At 74.1% G+C, this 17,514-nt stretch carries 15 protein-coding genes; 6 read left to right on the top strand and 9 right to left on the bottom strand.

All coding sequences use genetic code 11. The features are described 5' to 3' along the window. The first annotated feature begins 30 nt into the window (after positions 1-30). Positions 31-891 (top strand): DUF4191 domain-containing protein, encoded by an 861-nt coding sequence (locus KUM42_RS18135; RefSeq protein ID WP_237493916.1) that lies wholly within the window; start codon positions 31-33, stop codon positions 889-891. Between the two features lie 154 nt (positions 892-1,045). Here the strand turns inward: KUM42_RS18135 and KUM42_RS18130 are convergent, their stop codons facing one another. Next, positions 1,046-1,471 carry an RDD family protein gene (locus KUM42_RS18130; RefSeq protein WP_237493915.1) on the bottom strand — a complete coding sequence of 142 codons (426 nt, stop codon included), beginning with the start codon at positions 1,469-1,471 and terminating at the stop codon, positions 1,046-1,048. A gap of 166 nt (positions 1,472-1,637) precedes the next feature. Between KUM42_RS18130 and glnA the strand changes: the two genes are divergently transcribed. Next, positions 1,638-3,071 carry a type I glutamate--ammonia ligase gene (gene glnA / locus KUM42_RS18125; RefSeq protein WP_237493914.1) on the top strand — a complete coding sequence of 478 codons (1,434 nt, stop codon included), beginning with the start codon at positions 1,638-1,640 and terminating at the stop codon, positions 3,069-3,071. Between the two features lie 84 nt (positions 3,072-3,155). Here glnA and KUM42_RS18120 read toward each other — a convergent pair whose 3' ends face one another. Further along, positions 3,156-3,554, bottom strand: coding sequence for a hypothetical protein (locus KUM42_RS18120; protein WP_237493913.1), 399 nt, complete (start codon positions 3,552-3,554; stop codon positions 3,156-3,158). 225 nt (positions 3,555-3,779) lie between these two features. Further along, positions 3,780-5,180, bottom strand: coding sequence for an MFS transporter (locus KUM42_RS18115; protein ID WP_237493912.1), 1,401 nt, complete (start codon positions 5,178-5,180; stop codon positions 3,780-3,782). A 299-nt stretch (positions 5,181-5,479) separates the two neighbouring features. Here KUM42_RS18115 and KUM42_RS18110 point away from each other — a divergent pair, with 299 nt between their 5' ends. Next, positions 5,480-7,030, top strand: coding sequence for a methyl-accepting chemotaxis protein (locus KUM42_RS18110; RefSeq protein ID WP_237493911.1), 1,551 nt, complete (start codon positions 5,480-5,482; stop codon positions 7,028-7,030). An 89-nt stretch (positions 7,031-7,119) separates the two neighbouring features. Further along, positions 7,120-8,133: an iron-containing redox enzyme family protein gene (locus KUM42_RS18105; protein ID WP_237493910.1), complete on the top strand. Its 1,014-nt coding sequence runs from the start codon at positions 7,120-7,122 to the stop codon at positions 8,131-8,133. Positions 8,134-8,206: 73 nt separating this feature from the next. Here the strand turns inward: KUM42_RS18105 and KUM42_RS18100 are convergent, their stop codons facing one another. The 4 genes from KUM42_RS18100 to KUM42_RS18085 form a co-directional block, all read right to left on the bottom strand. Next, positions 8,207-9,451 carry a hypothetical protein gene (locus KUM42_RS18100; protein WP_237493909.1) on the bottom strand — a complete coding sequence of 415 codons (1,245 nt, stop codon included), beginning with the start codon at positions 9,449-9,451 and terminating at the stop codon, positions 8,207-8,209. A gap of 165 nt (positions 9,452-9,616) precedes the next feature. Continuing rightward, positions 9,617-9,961: a CDGSH iron-sulfur domain-containing protein gene (locus tag KUM42_RS18095; RefSeq protein WP_237493908.1), complete on the bottom strand. Its 345-nt coding sequence runs from the start codon at positions 9,959-9,961 to the stop codon at positions 9,617-9,619. Positions 9,962-10,008: 47 nt separating this feature from the next. Then, positions 10,009-13,113: a bifunctional [glutamine synthetase] adenylyltransferase/[glutamine synthetase]-adenylyl-L-tyrosine phosphorylase gene (locus KUM42_RS18090; protein ID WP_237493907.1), complete on the bottom strand. Its 3,105-nt coding sequence runs from the start codon at positions 13,111-13,113 to the stop codon at positions 10,009-10,011. A 3-nt stretch (positions 13,114-13,116) separates the two neighbouring features. Continuing rightward, a complete protein-coding gene (locus KUM42_RS18085) occupies positions 13,117-13,848 on the bottom strand; it encodes a type 1 glutamine amidotransferase (RefSeq protein ID WP_237493906.1) in 732 nt (243 codons plus the stop codon). A gap of 124 nt (positions 13,849-13,972) precedes the next feature. On the opposite strand from KUM42_RS18085, the gene KUM42_RS18080 reads away from it, so the two are divergent. Next, on the top strand, positions 13,973-14,410 hold the full coding sequence (locus KUM42_RS18080) for a hypothetical protein (RefSeq protein WP_237493905.1): 438 nt from the start codon (positions 13,973-13,975) through the stop codon (positions 14,408-14,410). A 4-nt stretch (positions 14,411-14,414) separates the two neighbouring features. On the opposite strand, the gene KUM42_RS18075 is transcribed toward KUM42_RS18080, so the two are convergent. Then, positions 14,415-15,194, bottom strand: coding sequence for an SDR family NAD(P)-dependent oxidoreductase (locus KUM42_RS18075; RefSeq protein ID WP_237493904.1), 780 nt, complete (start codon positions 15,192-15,194; stop codon positions 14,415-14,417). Between the two features lie 85 nt (positions 15,195-15,279). Between KUM42_RS18075 and KUM42_RS18070 the strand changes: the two genes are divergently transcribed. Next, the gene (locus KUM42_RS18070) at positions 15,280-16,134 is read left to right on the top strand and encodes a helix-turn-helix transcriptional regulator (protein ID WP_237493903.1); all 855 of its coding nucleotides are present in this window, start codon (positions 15,280-15,282) and stop codon (positions 16,132-16,134) included. Between the two features lie 16 nt (positions 16,135-16,150). Here KUM42_RS18070 and KUM42_RS18065 read toward each other — a convergent pair whose 3' ends face one another. Next, complete coding sequence (locus tag KUM42_RS18065; RefSeq protein ID WP_237493902.1) at positions 16,151-17,491, bottom strand: glutamine synthetase family protein; 1,341 nt, start codon at positions 17,489-17,491, stop codon at positions 16,151-16,153. Positions 17,492-17,514: the final 23 nt, after the last annotated feature.

The raw sequence follows: 17,514 nt of genomic DNA, 5'->3' as shown, positions 1-17,514 counted from the left end.
CGGGCTCAGCGGGGTCCTATCCTGGAGCGCATGGCTCGCAGCAGGTCCACCGACCCCTCCGCTCCCTCCGGCAAGGCCGGCCGGGGCCCGGCCGGCGGCGCGCCCGGACGCAGCACCGGCGCCACCGCCGTCGGCGCCACCCCCGGCAAGGCCGCCAAGGCCCCGAAGGCCCCGAAGCTGGGCAAGGACGGCAAGCCCAAGGGCTCACGGCTGGCCAAGCTCAAGGGCCAGGCCGGGATGATGCGCCAGGCCTACTCGCTGACGTACAAGAACGACCCCAAGCTGCCCTGGGCGATGCTCATCGCCTTCGTCGTGGTGTTCGCCGTCGTCGAGCTGATCGGCGTGCTGCTCAGCTCGCCGCTCATCTTCCTGCCGATCGCCGTCCTGCTCGGGCTGCTCGCCGCGCTCATCATCTTCGGGCGGCGGGCACAGGGCTCGGCCTACCGGCAGGTCGAGGGGCAGCCCGGCGCCGCCTCCTGGGTGCTCGAGGGCATGCGTGGCGACTGGCGGGTCAGCTCCGGCGTGGCCGGCACCCGCGAGCTCGACGCACTGCACCGGGTGCTCGGCCACCCCGGCATCGTCCTGGTCGGCGAGGGCAACCCGCAGCGCGTGCGGGGGCTGATCGCCGCCGAGAAGCGCCGGATGGCCAAGGTCGTCGGCGACACCCCGATCTACGACGTGGTCGTCGGCGACGGTGAGGGCCAGGTGCCGCTGAAGAAGCTCAGCGCGCACGTCATGAAGCTCCCCCGCAACCTCAACGGCGCCGAGGTCAACTCCCTCGGCAAGCGGATGACCGCCCTGGGCACCCAGCGGCTGCCTATGCCCGGCGGCCCGCTCCCCGGCGGCCGGCAGATGTCGGTCAGCCAGCGTCAGGTCCGCCGCCGCGGCTGACGAAGGGACCTCCGTGCCCCCCAGCGGGACCCTGCACGGGGACCTGGGACGGACGACGCCCCCGACCGCAGCTGCGGTCGGGGGCGTCGTCCGTCCGGCCCCGTCCAGGGGCTCACCCTGAGCTCACGAAGGGCGAGGAGGACGGGGTCCCCTCTCAGGCCCGGTCGCGGATGACGGCGGTGTCGGTGAGCCGGTCGTGCAGGCCGCGGCCGTCGGAGTCGACCACCAGGGCCGGCACGAGCAGCATCAGCAGCGCGGTGCGGACGACGGCGCGCCACAGCGCCAGCCGCTGCCCGGTGTTCGGGTGGGCCAGCCGCAGCCCCAGCAGCCGCATGCCCGGCGTCTGCCCGGTCAGCACCAGGAAGACCACGGTGATCACCCCGAACGCCGGCAGGCTCCACAACCGGGGCAGCTCCGGGGCGGTGACCAGCCCGGCGACGAACCCCGCGGCCAGGGAGTCGACCAGGTACGCGGCGATCCGGCGTCCGAACGGGGCCAGCGAGCCGGGGCCCTCCGCGGGCAGCCCCAGTGCGGCGCCGCGGGCGGGTTGCTGAGAGGGTGGGGCGTCGTCCCTGGCCATGCCGCCAGCGTATGTCCCGTCCCGCGGCAGGCCCGCGGGAGCGGGGCGCCGCGGACAGTGCGACACGCCGGAGGCGTTGTTACCGCCCCGAAACACGAGAGACACCGCAGGGCAACCGCTCGCTCGTAACTTGCGGCTCGGCTGTCCGCCCACTCCCGGAGGATCGATGTTCACCAGTCCCGACGAGGTCTTCGCCTACATCCGCGACAACGACGTGCGCTTCGTCGACGTCCGGTTCTGCGACCTCCCCGGCGTCATGCAGCACTTCACCATCCCCGCGGAGACCTTCGGGCCCGACACGTTCAGCGAGGGCCTGGGCTTCGACGGCTCGTCGATCCGTGGCTTCCAGACGATCAACGAGTCCGACATGCTGCTGCTGCCCGACGCGAGCAGCGCCTACGTCGACCCGTTCCGCATCCACAAGACGCTGAACATCAACTTCTTCATCCACGACCCGATCACGCGCGAGGCCTACAGCCGCGACCCGCGCAACGTGGCGAAGAAGGCCGAGGCCTACCTGGCCAGCTCCGGCATCGCCGACACCGCGTACTTCGGCCCCGAGGCCGAGTTCTACGTGTTCGACTCGGTGCGCCACGACACCTCGATCAACGAGGGCTACTACCACATCGACGCGATCGAGGGTTCCTGGAACTCCGGCTCGCTGACCGGGGAGAACGGCGGCCCGAACCTGGGCTACAAGACCCGGCAGAAGGGCGGGTACTTCCCCGTCGAGCCCGTCGACCACCAGAGCGACCTGCGCGCCCAGATGATGGTCAACCTGGCCGGCGCCGGCCTGGAGCTCGAGCGTGGCCACCACGAGGTGGGCACCGGCGGCCAGGCCGAGATCAACTACAAGTTCGACACCCTGCTGCGCTCGGCCGACAGCCTGATGCTGTTCAAGTACATCATCAAGAACACCGCCTGGGCCGCCGGCAAGACCGCCACGTTCATGCCGAAGCCGCTGTTCGGCGACAACGGCTCGGGCATGCACTGCCACCAGAGCCTCTGGAAGGACGGCCAGCCGCTCTTCCACGCCGAGACCGGCTATGCGGGTCTGTCCGACGTCGCCCGGCACTACATCGGTGGCCTGCTCAAGCACGCCCCGTCGCTGCTGGCCTTCACCAACCCGACGGTGAACAGCTACCACCGCCTGGTGCCCGGCTTCGAGGCCCCGATCAACCTGGTCTACTCCGCGCGCAACCGCTCGGCCTGCACCCGCATCCCGATCTCGGGTGACAACCCGAAGGCCAAGCGCATCGAGTTCCGGGTGCCCGACCCGTCGGCCAACCCCTACCTCGCCTTCTCCGCGATGCTGATGGCCGGCCTGGACGGCGTGAAGAACCGGATCGAGCCCCCGGCCCCGGTCGACAAGGACCTCTACGAGCTGCCGCCCGAGGAGGCCCTGGGCATCGAGAAGGTGCCCGCGTCGCTGGACGCCGTGCTCGACCGCCTCGAGGTCGACCACGACTACCTGCTCGACGGCGGGGTGTTCACCCCCGACCTCATCGAGACGTGGATCGAGTACAAGCGGGAGAACGAGATCACCCCGATCCGCCTCCGCCCGCACCCGCACGAGTTCGCGATGTACTACGACATCTGATCGACGGGGTCGGCCTCGACCCTGACCTGCTCACGCCACAGCCCCCACCGGGTCACCCGGTGGGGGCTGTGGCGCGTCCGCAGCTCAGGCGACGTCCTCCCGGGGGACGTCGACCTCGAGGTCGATGTCGGCCATCGCGGCGTTGGTGTGCAGGCCGAGCAGCCAGGGGCCGGCGACGGCGCCGACCGGCGTCCCGCCCTGCTCGGAGACGGTGCGCAGCTGGGCCGCGATCAGGTGCCGGGCGGCCTGGAAGACCTCGGCGGCGGTCACCGCCACCTCGTGCTCGTCCAGCCAGAGCCGGCCGTCCGGGAGCACCCGGACGTCGGGCTGGGCGCCCCAGCCGAGGTCGGCGGCGCTGGTGCCGACCAGCGCGATGGCGGCCCGCAGCTCGCTGGCCCGCCGGCGCCGGCGGGCCAGCGCGGCTCCCCAGCCGGCTGCGCCGTGTCGTCCGCCGGTGCCGTTCCCGTCTGCCTCTGTCGCCATCGGTCCTCCTCCACGCCGTTCCTGGACGTCCGTGCGGCACAGGGTGACGGCGCGCGAGGCCACGGTGGCGCAGGCGGTGGGGCCGCTGTGCTGCGGGGACGCTCGCGGGACGAGTGGGGCCAACCGTCGCGCGCCGGACCCGCCCCGGGTCGGCCGGCGCAACAGCCGGCCGGCGGGCTGCCCGGTCGACGCGGACGACCCGAGCGCTCGACACCGGCCGGGTGGTCAGCCGGCGGCGACCTGCTCGCTGTCGGCGGCCGCGTTGCGGGCCGCCAGGGGGCTGGCGACGTCCTCCAGCGACCTGCCCTCGGCGTCGACGCCGAGGAACGCGGCCACCAGGCCCCCGGCGATCATGACGCCGGCGCCCAGCAGGTACCCGTAGAACAGCGGGACCGGGTCGGTGCCGTCACCGATGAGGTTGCCGTAGATGATCGGACCGGAGGCACCGAAGGCCTGGGCGATGGCGAAGAAGACCGCGATGGCCTTGGCCCGCACCTCCAGCGGGAAGATCTCGCTCACCGTGAGGTAGGCCGAGCTCGCCCCGGCCGAGGCGAAGAAGAAGATCACCGCCCAGCACACGGTCTGGGTGACCGCGTTCAGCGCACCGGCCCGGAACAGGACCGCGGTGACCGCCAAGAGCGCGCCGGACAGCACGTAGGTGCCGGCGATCATGCGGCGCCGGCCCAGGGTGTCGAACAGGTGCCCGAGGGCGAGCGGGCCGGCGAGGTTGCCCACCGCGATGGCCACGAAGAACAGCGGCACGACCCCGTCGGAGATCCCGAAGATGTTCTTCAGCACCAGCGCGTAGGTGAAGAAGATGGCGTTGAAGAGGAACGACTGGGTGATCATCAGCGAGGCGCCGAGCACGGCCCGACCGGGGAACTCCCGGAAGAGCACCCGCAGCAGGGCCAGGTAGCCGATCGCCTCCGTGGGCTTGATCTCGATGGCCTTGCCCTCGTCCACCGGCGCCAGCTCCCTGCCGCTGTGCTCGACCTCGTGCTCGATGAAGCTGATCGACTCCTCGGCCTCCTTCTCGCGGCCGTGCATGACCTGCCAGCGCGGGCTCTCGGGCAGGTGCCGCCGGATGACCAGGACGACCAGCCCCAGGACCGGCCCGAGCAGGAAGGCCAGCCGCCAGCCCAGCGAGGGCTCCATGACGTTGAGGAAGACGAACGTGCCCAGCGTCCCGATGATCGCCCCGCCCCAGTAGGTGCCGTTGACCGCGATGTCGACCCGCCCCCGGTAGCGGGCCGGGATGAGCTCGTCGATGGCGGAGTTGATCGCCGCGTACTCCCCGCCGATGCCCATGCCCGCGATGAACCGGGTCAGGTACAGGAAGCCGACCCAGGCCGCGCTGTTGCCCAGCGTCAGCGCGGTCAGACCGCTGCCGACCAGGTAGATCGCCAGCGTGACCATGAAGAGGTTGCGCCGGCCCAGCCGGTCGGACAGGTTGCCGAACAGCAGTGCGCCGACGACCTCCCCGCCCAGGTAGACGGTGGCCAGCGCACCGGCCGCGCCGGCGCTGAGGTGCAGGGTGTCCTCGTTGGTGAGCACCCCGGTGACCGAGCTCGCGACGGTGATCTCCAGCCCGTCGAGGACCCAGGCCACCCCGAGCGCGATGACCATCCGGGTGTGGAACGGGGACCACGGCAAGCGGTCGATCCGGGCCGGGATCGAGCTCCTGATGGTGCCGGGCGACGCTGCGGGCGCGCTGGTCATCGATGCCTCCAGTCGGTGAGCGCTGCAACTACCCACCGCCGGGCAGTTGACGCCTGGGAGGACCGGGGCCGCAGACACGGCTCAACTCCGGCCCGTCCCGGCCGATCAGGTAAGGCGACCGGGCTCCCCTGCCGAGAAGGTGGGTGCGTGGTCCAGACAGCCGGCGGGACGGCCCGCGGCACGGGGGCAGGCGGAAGAGGACGAGCATGAGGCGGCGCAGCAGCAGCCACGAGAAGACGGCGGTCTCCCCGGTGGTCATGCCCCGGGACGTCGAGGCGGTCGAGCAGGTGATCGCCGCCCTGGACCACGGGGTCACCGACAACCGGGACGCCCACCAGAAGATCACCGCCGAGCTGGTGGAGCAGCTGGAGCTGTCCTACGGGGCGGTGTGGCTGCCCGGTCCGGACGGCACCTTCCGCCGGCACGGCGAGTACGGCCCGCTCGCCCCGGCCATGGCCGCCTCCGCCTCCGCGCGCCAGACGACGCTCACCTCGGCCGACGGCTACGGCGGCCAGGCGCTGCGCAAGAAGACCGCCGTGCTCGTCGACGAGACCAGCGACCCCGCCACGTGCGTGCGCTGGGGCGGCGCGCAGTCCGCCGGCGCCACCCACGGCTGCATGCTGCCGATGGTCGAGAACGGCACGGTGAACGCCCTCTACGAGTACTACAACATCGGCGAGATGCCGTTCACGAGCGCCCGGCAGAGCAAGTGGGACTCCCTGGGCCGACTGCTCGCGCACGCGCGCCGGGCCGCGCTGGCCCGGGCCGAGCTGCAGGAGACCCTCGACGACCGGGTCGCCGTCACCTCGGTGGTGACCGAGCTCGGCGCGGCCCGCGACCAGGCCGGTGCGCTGCGGATGGCGCTGGACACCGTCCGGGAGGCGTTCGGCTGGGCCTACGGCTCCTACTGGGCGCTGGACGAGTCCGCGAACGTGCTGCGCTTCCAGCAGGAGTCCGGCTCGGCCGGCGAGGAGTTCCGCAAGGTCACCCTGGCCGCGTCCTTCGCCGAGGGCGTGGGGCTGTCCGGGCGCGCCTGGCGCTCCCGCGACCTGTTCTTCGTCAGCGACATCGGTGAGATGACCGACTGCGTGCGCGCCCCCGCCGCCCAGCGCGCCGGGGTCAAGTCCGGCGTGTGCTTCCCGCTCATGGTCGGCGGCCGGGTCATCGGCACGATGGACTTCTTCGTCACCGAGACCATCGAGCTGTCGGACTCCCGCGCCTCGGCACTGCGCAACGTGCAGCAGCTGGTCTCCCAGCGGCTGGACGTGCTGCGCCGCACCGAGGAGTCCGCCGACAACGCCCGCGAGCTGCTCGACACCGTCTCCCGGCTGCGCGAGGCCGCGAACGACGCGGGCCGGGTCGCGGAGAACGCGGTCACCCAGGCGTCGGCCATGACCGGTGAGGTGCTGGCGCTGGACGAGGCGTCGGCCGCCGTCGGGGAGGTCATCCGGATCATCTCCGGCATCGCCGACCAGACCAACCTGCTGGCGCTGAACGCCACCATCGAGGCCGCCCGCGCCGGCGAGCTGGGCAAGGGCTTCGCGGTCGTGGCCAGCGAGGTCAAGGACCTGGCCCGGGAGACCGCCAGCGCCACCAAGAAGGTCTCCGACCAGATCGCCGGCATCCAGGCCAGCAGCAAGGCCGTGGCCAGCGGCATCCACACCACCGCCGAGATCATCGGCCAGCTGGACGTCGTCCAGGCCCGGATCGGTGAGGTGCTGGAGGAGCAGGCCCGGATGGCCTCGGCCTTCGAGTGACCCACCCCGGCCGGAGGGGCACCCCTCCGGCCGGGGACCCACCCGTCCGTGGGGTTCGGGACGGCGCCGGGCTGGGCATGACCTGGCCCATGCGCCTTCCCAAGCCACGGGGTCCCCTGAGCGCCGCGCTGTGCGCGGGCCTCGCCGGTGGGTCGACCCTGAGCACCCGCACGCTCGCCGTCGCCTACGCCCTGGCCGCCGGCACCGAGGACCCGCTCACCGACGAGGACCTCCAGCTCGCCCTGGCCGTCTGCTACGAGCTGCACTACCGCGGCTTCGACGGCGTGCACGACGACTGGGAGTGGAACCCCGAGCTGCTGCGCCTGCGCGCCGTCCTCGAGCAGCGGCACCTCGCCGCGCTGCACTCGCTGGTCAGCCCGGTCGCGGTCACCACCGACCCGGTCGACCAGCAGCTCACCGCCGTCATCGCCGCCGACGACGGCCCGTCGCTGTCGCGGTACATGGCGAAGCACGGCACCGTCGAACAGTGGCGCGAGTACCTGACCGTGCGCAGCGTCTACCACCTCAAGGAGGGCGACCCGCACACCTGGGCGATCCCCCGGCTGAGCGGTCGCGCCAAGGCGGCGATGGTGGAGATCCAGGCCGACGAGTACGGCGGCGGCTCCCCCGAGCGCATGCACAGCCAGCTCTTCGCCGGGCTGATGCGCGACCTGGACCTCGACGACGCCTACGGCGCGCTGTGGGACGACGCCCCCGCGGTCGCCTTCACCTCGGTGAACACCATGTCGCTGTTCGGGCTGCACCGACGGCTGCGCGGCGCCTGCCTGGGCCACCTGACCGCGGTCGAGATGACCTCCTCCGAGCCCAGCCGGCGGTACTCCAGCGGGCTGCGGCGTCTCGGGTACGGCACCGGCACCACGGTCTTCTACGACGAGCACGTGGAGGCCGACGCCGTCCACGAGCAGATCGCCTCGGTCGACATGTGCGGCTCGCTGGTCGCCGAGGACCCGGCGCTGACCGCCGACGTCCTGTTCGGGGCGCAGTGCTCGCTCGCCCTCGACGGGCTCACCGCCCACCACCTGCTCGGCGCCTGGGAGGCCGGCCGCTCCGGCCTGCGCGCGCAGGAGCCGGTCGCCGTCTAGCGGCGACCGGCTCCCGGCCCCGTCCAGAGGCTCGCCCCGAGCTCGCGAGGGGTGAGGAGGACGGGGTCCTTCGTCAGCGCAGGCCGAAGACGGAGATGCTGCCGTCGTCCTCGTTGCTGGTGAGGAAGAGCTGCCGGCCCTCGATGGCCAGCAGGCCCTCGGGTGCGTCACCGGTGGGCAGCACCTGCAGCAGCTGCGGGGCGGCGTCGCGGCCGTGCTCGTAGACCAGGACGGCGTCCCCGCGCTCGGAGCCGATGAAGGTGTAGTCGGTGCCGCTCATCCGGGCCACCTCGGCACCCTCGAACTCCGCGCCCTTGTCGTCGCTGCGGCCGTCGGGGTAGCAGCCGACGGCGGCCAGCGCCTTCTCGGCCGAGCCGCCGCTGGCGTAGAGCACCGTCCCGGCCGGGCTGAACACGGTCCAGCCGCGGCCGCCGCTGGGCTCGGTGGCGAGGTCGCCCTCGTCGGCGGTGACCAGGTCCCCGCGCAGCGTCCACTGCACCGCGTCGGGCTCGCGGGGTGCGACCAGCAGGTCGTCGAAGGCGATGGTCTTGTCCGCGACGGTGTCGGCGTCGGTGCGGGTGACCGTGCCGGCGGAGAACGAGGAGACGACGCGGCGGCGGGCCAGGTCGACCAGGGCGACGGCGTTGTTCTCCTGCAGGGTCACCGCGGCCACGTCGGCGCCGTTGACGTCGACGAACTCCGGCTCGGGGTCGTTCGCGTACAGCGCGCCCGGCAGCCCGGTCAGGGACACCTGGCCCACGGTCCACCGGTCGACGGGCCCGCGCAGGTCCACCACAGACAGGAACCCGGCGGGCAGCTGCGGCAGCCCGCCCTCCACGCCGCCGACCTCGAGCTCCTCGTCCCGCTGGTCCTCGATCGCGATGGCGGCGAAGACACCGCTGGGGCCGATGTCGATGGAGTCGGGCTGGCCGCCCAGGTCGATCGTGCGCACCACGGTGCGCCGCGGCAGGTCGACCACCGCGAGGTGGCCGGCCGGGCGGGTGAGGTCGGTGGTGTCGTCGACGACCACGAGCGCGTACCGGCTGCCCGGGGTCACCGCCACCGAGGTGGGCGAGCCGCCGACGTCGACGGTGCCGAGCTGACGCGGGGCGGTGGGCACGCTGAGGTCGACGATGCCGACCTGGCCCAGCTCGGAGTCGGTGTAGAGCACGGTGCGGCCGTCGGGGGTGGCGGAGAGGATCTCGGCCACCTCACCCTGGACGGCGAAGGTGGCCAGCGGGACGAAGGTGCGCGGCTGGGCCGCGGCGGTCGCCGGGGTGGCGGCGGCCACCAGGGCGAGGGCGCTCAGCGCGAGCACACCGGAGAGGGGACGGGACGGACGACGGGGCACGGGCACCTCACTGGACCGGGACAGGACCGGCACAGCCTCGACCGCCCCGACCAGCCCCCGGTGGCGCACAGGCGAACAGCGGCGGGCCCCGAGGTGACGAGCGTGGTCAGCCCACGGACCCGACGACCGTGGTCAGTCCTCGGACCCGGAGTACAGCTCGGCGGCCGGCCGCGGCCGGGACGGTGCGCTGCCGGCGGAGAAGCCGGACCGCTTGTGCGTGCCGTCGCAGAAGGGCTTGATGCCGGACTTGCCGCAGCGGCACAGCGCCACGGTCCTGCGGCCCGGGTCGATCTCGTTGCCCTCGGTGTCGACGAGCCGGAAGTCCCCGCGCACGAGCAGCGGGCCGTCGCGGTAGGGCGTGATGGTGGCGGTCGGCTCACCGGCGGGGGGCAGGTCGCGGACGGCGTCGTCGGAGACGTCGCCGGAGGTGTCGGCGCCCTCGGCGGCCGGCAGCGGGATCGCGGACTCGGTGCTCACGCCCCCGATCGTCCCCCAGTCCGGTCGTGCACGACCGACCGCCCCGGTCAGCCCTCCTCGGTGCGCCCGTAGAAGACGCGCTCGACGACGGCGTGCGCCCGCCGGGTGGTCCGCCGGTAGTCGTCGAGGAACTGCCCGGCGTCGGTGTCGGCGCCGTAGCCGCAGGCCCGCGCGACACCGTCGAGCTCCAGTCCCGGCCGGGGCAGCTGGTCCCCGGGCCGGCCGCGCACCAGGAACACCGCGTTGCGTGCCCGGCTCGCGAGCTCCCACGCCGAGCGCAGCGCCTCCGTCTGCTCGGCGTCCAGCAGTCCGGCGTCGGCCAGCGCGGCCAGCGCGGTGACCGTGGAGGTGACCTGCAGCGCCGGGTGCACCGCGGCGTGCTCGAGCTGCAGCAGCTGCACGGTCCACTCGACGTCGGCCAGGCCACCGCGGCCCAGCTTGGTGTGCGTGGCCGGGTCGGCGCCGCGGGGCAGCCGCTCGCTCTCCACCCGGGCCTTCATCCGGCGGATCTCCCCCACCTGCTCGCTGGACAGGCCCGCGCCCGGGTAGCGCAGCGGGTCGACCAGGGCCATGAACTCCCGCCCCAGCTGCTCGTCGCCGGCGACCGGCTCGGCGCGCAGCAGCGCCTGCACCTCCCAGGTGGCGACCCAGCGCTGGTAGTACTGCGCGAAGGCCTCCAGGCTCCGTGACAGCGCACCGGAGCGGCCCTCTGGGCGCAGGTCGGCGTCGACCTCGAAGGCGGGGTCGGGCGCGGGCTCACCGAGCAGCCGGCGCAGCGTGTGCGCCACCGCGTTCGCCGTCGACGCCGCCCGCCCCTCGTCGGAGCCGGGACGCACCCGGTGCACGAACAGCACGTCGGCGTCCGAGCCGTAGCCCATCTCCGCCCCGCCCAGCCGGCCCATGCCGATGACGGCGACGTCGACCGGCACGTCGGCGGGGTCGAGCCCGGCGTCGGCGGCCCAGCTGCGCACCGCGGCGTCCAGGCCGGCGCGCAGGGTGGCCACCGCGACGTCGTGCAGCGCCTGGCCCACCCGGAGCACGTCGAGCCGGCCCAGCAGGTCGGCGCAGGCGATCCGCAGCAGCTCCTGGCGGCGCAGCGACCGCAGCACCTGGACGCCGGCGGCGGCGTTGCCGGCCCGGGCCACCGCCTGCCGCCAGGCCGAGGTGAGCGCGTCGGCGCTGCGCGGCTCGAGCTGGGCGTCGTCGGCGAGGATGCGCATCGCCTCCGGGGTGCGGGTGAGCAGCCCGGCGACGTACTGGCTGGAGCCCAGCAGCACGGCCAGCCGCTCGGCGGCCTGGCCCTCGTCGCGCAGCAGCCGCAGGAACCACTGGTCGTTGCCCAGCGCCTCGCTGACCCGGCGGTAGGCCAGCAGCCCGGCGTCGGGGTCGGCGCAGGAGGCGAAGGTCTGCAGCAGGACGGGGAGCAGGTAGCGCTGCATGGACGCCGACCGGCTCAGCCCGCCGGTGAGGGCGGTGAGGTGTCGCAGCGCGCCCTCGGGGTCGGCGAACCCCAGCGCGCGCAGCCACTCCCCCGCCGCCTTCGACCCCAGCGCCAGCTGCTCACCCGGCACCCGGGCCACCGCCGACAGCAGCGGCCGGTAGAACAGCTTCTCGTGCAGCCGGCGCACGACCCGGGTGTGCAGGGCCAGCTCGGCGCGCAGCACGGCGACGGAGTCGCCGCGGTCGTCGGGCTTGTAGCCCAGCGAGCGGGCCAGCCAGCGCAGCTGGTCACCGGCGACCGGCAGCAGGTGGGTGCGGCGCAGCCGGAGCAGCTGCAGCCGGTGCTCCACCGTGCGCAGGAACCGGTAGGAGGCGACCAGCGTGGCGGCGTCGTCCCGGCTGATGTAGCCGCCGACGCCGAGCACCGTCAGCGCCGGGATCGTGCCGCCGACCCGCAGCGTCACGTCGGCCCGGCCGTGCACCAGCTGGAGCAGCTGCACGCTGAACTCGACGTCCCGCAGGCCGCCGCGGCCCAGCTTGAGCTCCCGTTCGGCCTGCCCGGCGGGGATGTTGGCCTCCACCCGGCGGCGCATCGCCTGGATCTCGGCCACGAAGCCGGGCCGGTCGCCGGCCCGCCAGACCAGCGGCTCCAGCGCGTCGACGTGCTCGCGGCCCAGCGCCGGGTCGCCGGCCACCGGGCGCATCTTCAGCAGCGCCTGGAACTCCCAGGTGCTCGCCCACCTCTCGTAGTAGGCCCGCATGCCGGCCACGGTGCGCACCAGCACGCCGGCCTTGCCCTCCGGGCGCAGCGCGGCGTCGACCTCCCACGCGGCCTGGCGGCAGATCCGCATCAGCGCCGCGGCCACCCGGGTCGCCGAGGCCAGGGCGGCCGCCTCGTCCTCGCCGGCGTCCACGGGCTCGGCGACGAAGACGACGTCGACGTCGCTGACGTAGTTGAGCTCCCGGCCACCGCACTTGCCCAGCCCGACGACCGCCAGCCGGCAGGGGGCGCTGCCCGCGGGCTGCTCGGCCACGGCGACGGCCAGGCCGGCGGTGAGCACGGCGGCGGCGATGTCGGCGAGCTCGGCGGCGACCTCGTCGGCCGGCAGCCCGTCACCGAGGTCCCGGCCGGCCAGCGACAGGACCGCCCGCAGGTAGGCGTGGCGCAGGTCGCGCACCCGGGACGGGTCGGCGTCCGGGGCCGGGGTGCCCAGGCCCACGCCCCAGGGCGGGTCGTGCGGGTCGGCCCCGACGGCGAACAGCAGCTGCTGCTCCAGCTCCTGCGGGCTCGGCCGGGAGGTGCGGTCCTCGGTGTCGAGCACCACCCAGTCGGCGGGCTCCGCGGCCAGGTGGTCGGCCAGCCCGGCGGAGGCGCCGAGCACCGACAGCAGCCGGGAGCGCACCGCCGCCGAGCCGCGCAGCCGGGCGAGCAGGGCGGCGGCCAGACCGCCGTCGGGGTCGGTGGCGTCCAGCGCCTCGACCAGCCGGGTCAGCGACCGCAGCGCCAGGTCCGGGTCACCGGCCCGGGCCAGGGCGGAGACGACCGCACCGGCCTCGGGGTCGGCGGGCTCGTTGCGGTCGAGGTCCCACAGCCCCAGCACCGGGTCGGCCAGCAGCCGTGCCGCGGTCGCGCCGTCCTCGAAGCCGAACCGGACCAGCCGGACGACGGCCCGGCGCGGGACGTCGTCGGCGGGTGGAGGTGCCGCGGACACGCCTCAGCCCCGCGCGGCGGCGCGGTCCTGCACGAGTGCGGCGAAGCGGGCGGCGAACGGTGCCCAGACCTCGGCCACGTCGGGGTGCACGGCGGCCGCAGCGGCGCAGACCGTCTCGACGTCGGCCCCGGTGCTGGCCACGCCCACCGCGTCGCCGTCGGCCCACTGGCGCACCAGGTGCTCGTCGGTCTCGATGTGGAACTGCAGGCCGTAGACGTGCTGGCCCACCCGGTAGGCCTGGTGGGGGTAGCGCGGGTTGCTGGCCAGCAGGGTGGCGCCCGCGGGCAGCCGGTCGATCTCGTCGTGGTGCCACTGCACGACGTCGGGCGACAGCGGCAGCGGGGCGAACAGCGGGTCGGCCTCGGCGGCGTCCCGCTTGGCCACCAGCGTCGGGCCCACCTCGGGGCCGTCGACGCCGACCCGGGTGCTGCCGCCGCCGACCTGGGCCAGCAGCTGCGCGCCCAGGCAGATCGCCAGCGTCGGGACGTCGGCGGCGACGGCCTGGCCCAGCAGGTGCCGCACCCCGACCAGCTCCGGGGAGACCGTCTCGTCGTCCAGGGAGGACTGCGGGCCGCCGAGCACCAGCAGGCCGTCGACACCGGTCAGGTCGGCCGGCAGCGGCTGACCGCTGGACAGCCGCCGCTCGTCGAGCTCGAGCCCGGCGTCGGTCAGCCACTCACCCAGCCGGGTGGGCGGGTCGGTGTCGGACGGGACGACGACGAGCAGGCGGGCCACGCCGTCACCCTAGCCGCGCCCGGTCGTGGTCACGGCTCCGTACCAGCGCCCTCGCGACACGTCGCGGACGGCGTTCCGCACGGTCCCGGTCCGGTAGCGTGCCGCCAACTCGAGGGAGGCGACCATGGACCAGGAGCGCACCGCGCTGTCGCGGATCGGCCGGTGGGTCGGCTGGCTGGTGGTGCTCGCGCTGGCCGCCGTCGTGGCCTTCGGCACGGTCACCGTCGTCGGCCAGGTGACCGAGCGCCCGCTCACCCGGGCCGCCACGGTCCCCTCGGCCGCCCCGCCGACGACGGTCCCGGTGGTGGTCACCGACGTGCTGCTGAGCACCCCGGCCTCGTCGATCACCGGCCCGCTGCCCGACGTCGTCGGGCTGCCCGTGCGCGACGCCCAGCCGGCACTGGAGCGGGTCGGCGCTGTCGTGGTGGTGTTCGACGCCCGCTGGGAGCGGCCGGTCGGGCCCGAGTGGGTGGTGTGCACTGCGACGGAGACGTTCAGCGGCGACACCCCCACCGGTGAGGTCCACCTCGCCGCGCTGCCCGCCGGCGACCCCTGCCCCTGAACGCTCAGGCGCCGGCTCCCCCGTCGACGGGCACGATCGCCCCGGTCACCGCCGACGCCCGGTCGCTGAGCAGCCAGCACGCGGCCTCGGCGACCTCCTCCGGACGGGACATCCGGCCCATCGGGCTGCTGGCGTCGATCTGCGCCTTGATGCCCGGCGAGGCCGCCTCCCAGGCGTCGATCATCTCCGTCGCGGTACCGCCCGGGGTCAGCCCGTTGACCCGGATGCCCTCCGGCGCCCAGGTCACCGCCGCCGTCTCGGTCAGGCTGTTGAGCGCCCGCTTCATCGCGCCGTAGGCCGGCAGCGCCGGGTTGGCCCGCCGGCTGCCGATGCTCGAGGTGTTGACGATCGCGCCCCCGCCGCCGGCCCGCATGAGCGCGGCCTCGGCGACCATCGCCGTCCAGTGGCCGCGGAAGTTGACGGCGAACTGCTCCTCGACGTCCTCGTCGCTCGTGGAGTCCAGGGGGCCCGGGTGCTGGATCGCGGCGCCGTTGTTGAACGCCCCGTCCAGCCGGCCGTGCAGGTCGCCGACCCGGTCGACCGCCGCCCGGACGGCGTCCCGGTCGGCGAGGTCGCAGGCGACCGCATCGGCGACACCACCGGAGTGCCGGATCTCCGCGACGAGCCGGTCGAGCGCCTCCACGCCGCGGGAGGCGAGCACGACGCTGGCGCCCTCCCGGGCGAACAGACGCCCAGCGGCCGCGCCGATGCCGCGGCTCGCGCCGGTGATGAACACGACCTTGCCCGCGAGCAGGCCGGTCGGGGTGGTGCGGTCGGTGGTCATGGCACCAGCGTCGGCGGGCTCCGGGTGTCGAGGCAGGCACGATCAGTACCAGGACGTGGCGGCGTCCCGCGGCCAGACTGGGTGCGTGGACAAGCACGAGCTGGGGATGTTCCTGCGCAACCGGCGGGAACGCCTGCGCCCCGAGGACGCCGGGCTGCCGTCAGGGCCGCGGCGGCGCACCCCGGGGCTGCGCCGCGAGGAGGTCGCCGTCCTGGCGCACATGTCCATCGAGTACTACGTGCGGCTCGAGCAGGGCCGGGCACCGCGCCCGTCGGGTGAGGTGCTGGCCGGGATCGCGGCCGCGCTGCGGCTGACCGACACCGAGACCGCGCACCTGCACGTCCTGGCCGGGACGGTGGCCACCGGCCCGACCCGACTGCGCCGGGACGTCCGCCCGAGCATCCTGACCCTGCTGGACCGGCTGCCCGGCACCGCCGCGTTCGTCGTCTCCGCCACGTTCGAGGTGCTGGCGTGGAACGACCTGGCGGCCGCGCTCATGGAGGACTTCGGCCGGCTGGACCCCGACGACCGCAACCTGGCCCGCCGCGCCTTCCTGCGCCCCGATGCCGACGGCGGCCTGTACGGCTCGTCGAGCGCGGCCTCGTTCCGTCAGGCCGTCGTCATGGACCTGCGCGCCACCCTCGCCCGCCACGGCGACGACCCCGCGGTCACCGGGCTGGTCGCCGACCTGCGCGCGGGCAGCACCGAGTTCGCCCGGCTCTGGGAGCAGCGGGACGTGGAGCGGGTGCCGATGCTGACCAAGACGTTCCGGCACCCGGCGGTGGGCAGCGTGACCGTCGACTGCGACTCGATGGCGCTCGAGGACCGCGACCAGCACCTGGTGCTCTACACCGCGCCGCCGGGCTCCCGGGACGCCGACGCCCTCACACTGCTGGGCGTCCTCGGCCCCGGGGCGGCCGTCCCCGGCCGGCGCCCGTGAGCGCCGGCCGGTCCCGCTAGAGGCCGGGCAGGTACCGCTTCAGCTCGAAGGGCGTGACGTTCTGCCGGTAGGAGTTGAACTCCTCCCACTTGTTGCGCAGGAAGAAGTCGAACACGTGCTCGCCGAGGGTCTCGGCGACCAGCTCGCTGCCCTGCATGGCGGTGAGCGCCTCGCCCAGGGAGACCGGCAGGTCCTCGTAGCCGGCCGCGCGCCGCTCGGTGTCGGTGAGCGACCAGACGTCGTCCTCGGCCTCGGGCGGGAGCTCGTAGCCCTTCTCGATGCCGCGCAGCCCGGCGGCGAGCAGGACGGCGAAGGTGAGGTAGGGGTTGCACGCGGAGTCCGGCGACCGCACCTCGACCCGGGCGGAGTTGCCCTTGTTCGGCTTGTAGGAGGGCAGCCGCACCAGCGCCGAGCGGTTGGCCCGACCCCAGGTCGCGGCGGTCGGGGCCTCGGTGCCGGCGAGCAGGCGGCGGTAGGAGTTGACCGTCTGGTTGGTGATCGCGGTCATCTCGCGGGCGTGGGTGAGCAGCCCGGCGATGAACTGCTTGCCCGTGGTCGACAGCCGCATCGGGTCGGCCGGGTCGTGGAAGGCGTTGCGGTCGCCCTCGAACAGCGACAGGTGGGTGTGCATCGCCGAGCCGGCCAGCTCGGTGAACGGCTTGGGCATGAAGGTGGCGTGCACGCCCTGGGCGAGCGCGACCTCACGGACGACGTGCCGCAGCGTCATGATGTTGTCGGCCATCGACAGCGCGTCGGCGTACCGCAGGTCGATCTCCTGCTGGCCCGGCGCGACCTCGTGGTGGCTGAACTCCACCGAGATGCCCATCGCCTCCAGCGCGAACACCGCCTCGCGACGGAAGTCGTGCGCCACGTCGTGCGTGGAGAGGTCGAAGTAGCCGCCGGTGTCGGCGGGCTCGGGCGGACGGCCGTCGGTGGGCAGGTCCTTGAGCAGGAAGAACTCGATCTCGGGGTGCGTGTAGAAGGTGAAGCCCATGTCGGCGGCCTTCGCCAGCGCCCGGCGCAGCACGTGCCGCGGGTCGGCCCAGGCCGGCGAGCCGTCGGGCAGCGTGATGTCGCAGAACATCCGCGCCGTCTCACTGGCCTGGCCGCGCTGGGCCGGCATCACCTGGAAGGTCGCCGGGTCGGGCTTGGCGAGCATGTCGGACTCGTAGACCCGGGCGAAGCCCTCGATCGCCGACCCGTCGAAGCCGATGCCCTCCGCGAACGCGGCCTCGATCTCGGCCGGCGCCACCGCGACGGCCTTGAGGTAGCCCGAGACGTCGGTGAACCACAGCCGCACGAAGCGGATGTCGCGCTCCTCCAGGGTGCGCAGGACGAACTCCTGCTGACGGTCCATGCTCGCCATCGTGGCCTCCGGGC

The sequence above is a fragment of the Modestobacter sp. L9-4 genome, assembly GCF_019112525.1.
Taxonomy (GTDB): domain Bacteria; phylum Actinomycetota; class Actinomycetes; order Mycobacteriales; family Geodermatophilaceae; genus Modestobacter.
Note: the sequence above shows the minus strand (reverse complement) of the source record. Positions and strands in the feature narration are given on the sequence as shown.